The organism is Caulobacter sp. 17J65-9 (genome assembly GCF_010975005.1).
GTDB lineage: Bacteria > Pseudomonadota > Alphaproteobacteria > Caulobacterales > Caulobacteraceae > 17J80-11.
Genome location: NZ_JAAIVC010000292.1, coordinates 1 through 1513 on the forward strand (window position 1 = coordinate 1; position 1513 = coordinate 1513).

1 protein-coding gene and 2 pseudogenes are annotated in these 1513 nt (G+C 75.0%); 1 reads left to right on the forward strand and 2 read right to left on the reverse strand.

Annotated elements, in window-relative coordinates; all coding sequences use genetic code 11:
- Positions 1–437: pseudogene (locus G3573_RS21420) on the forward strand (hypothetical protein); the annotation flags it as partial.
- Here G3573_RS21420 and nadC read toward each other — a convergent pair.
- Together nadC and G3573_RS21430 are read right to left on the reverse strand one after the other, a co-directional pair.
- On the reverse strand, positions 391–1236 hold the full coding sequence (gene nadC / locus G3573_RS21425) for a carboxylating nicotinate-nucleotide diphosphorylase (RefSeq protein ID WP_163263652.1): 846 nt from the start codon (positions 1234–1236) through the stop codon (positions 391–393). The pseudogene G3573_RS21420 and the gene nadC sit on opposite strands and share 47 nt — an antisense overlap.
- Positions 1233–1513, reverse strand: a pseudogene (locus tag G3573_RS21430) (L-aspartate oxidase); the annotation flags it as partial. The gene nadC and the pseudogene G3573_RS21430, both read right to left, overlap by 4 nt.

Below are 1513 nucleotides of genomic sequence, written 5' to 3' on the forward strand. Positions count from 1 at the left end.
AGGATCGGGAGATCGGCGCGGGCGCCGCCACCGCCCTGGCCCTGGCCGGGGCGGCGGGCCTTCTCCTGTTCGCGCCGGCCCCGCGTTCGGCCCTGGCGGACTTCGCCGCGGTGATCGCCATCGCCGTGCTGGTGGTCGCCGCCGACGCCCGGCCCAGGCGCGGCTCGTCGATCGCCGCGTCGGCCGCGGCCCTGTCCTTCGCCCTGTTCATCACCCACGCGCTTGCGGGCGCGGTCTGGTTCGGCGCCGTGCGGGTGCTGGTCGCCGGCGCTCAGCTCGGCCGGGCGGCCGCCTGGGGCCTGTGGGCGGGCGGCCTGCCGTTCGCCCTGGCGGTGGCCTGGGCCTTCAACCGCTGGATCGACGCGCCGCTGCAGGCGCGCCTGGCCGCCTTCAGACTGCGTCCAGCCCCACGTCCAGCACCGGCGCCGAGTGGGTGAGGGCGCCCACCGAGATCACGTCCACCCCCGTCTCGGCGATGGCGCGCACGGTGTCGAGGTTCACCCCGCCGGAGGCCTCCAGCACGACCTTGCCCTTGGCCAGGGCGACGGCGGCGCGCAGGTGCTCCAGGCTGAAATTGTCCAGCATCACCACGTCCGGACGGAAGGGCAGGGCCTCCTCCAGCTGACCGAGCGAGTCGACCTCCAGCTCTATCTTCATCAGGTGGCCGACCTCGGCGCGGGCGCGTTCGAGCGCCGGGCCGACCCCGCCACAGACGGCGACGTGGTTGTCCTTGATCAGGATGGCGTCGTCGAGGCCGTAGCGGTGATTGACGCCCCCGCCGCAGCGCACGGCGTACTTCTCCAGCGCGCGAAGGCCCGGCGTGGTCTTGCGCGTGCAGACGATCTTCGCGCCCGTGCCCTCGACCGCGCGGACATAGGCGCGGGTCAGGGTGGCGACGCCGGACATCCGGCACAGCAGGTTCAGCGCCACGCGCTCGGCCGCCAGCAGGGCGCGGGCGTTCCCCCAGACGCGGGCCAGTTCCGTACCGGCCGAAGCGTCGTCGCCGTCGGCGACCAGCGCCTCGAAGCGGGCGTCCAGATCCATCGCCTTCACGGCCAGCCGGGCGCCGTCGAGACCCGAGATCCGGCCGTCCCGGCGCACCGCGAAAACCGCGTTCATGCGGGCGTCGGCCGGAATGCAGGCGGCCCCGGTCACGTCGCCGGCGCGGCCCAGGTCCTCGGCCAGGGCGGCGCGCACGATCGGTTCGATCAGGAGGTCGGGAAGCGGAGCGGTCATTCGGCGGCCATGGGTTCGGCGGAAGCGGAAAGGTCGGCGAGGCGGAAGACGGCGCGTCGCGCCTCGGCCGCCGGATTGGGGAAGTCGGAGCGGTAGTGCCCGCCGCGGCTTTCCTGGCGCAGCAGGGCGGCGTGGGCGATCAGGCGGGCGGCGACCAGCGGCGCGGCGCGGCCGTGCGCGTCCTCCAGCCGCTGGATGGTGGCCAGCAGGCGGCTCAGGCCCGCGCCGTTGCGCTCCACCCCGGCCTCGCGGCTCATGGCGGCGCGCAGTTCGGCCA

Excerpts from the sequence above, each read along its gene's own strand:
- nadC (WP_163263652.1), bottom strand. The coding sequence starts at position 1,236 with ATGACCGCTCCGCTTCCCGACCTCCTGATCGAACCGATCGTGCGCGCC.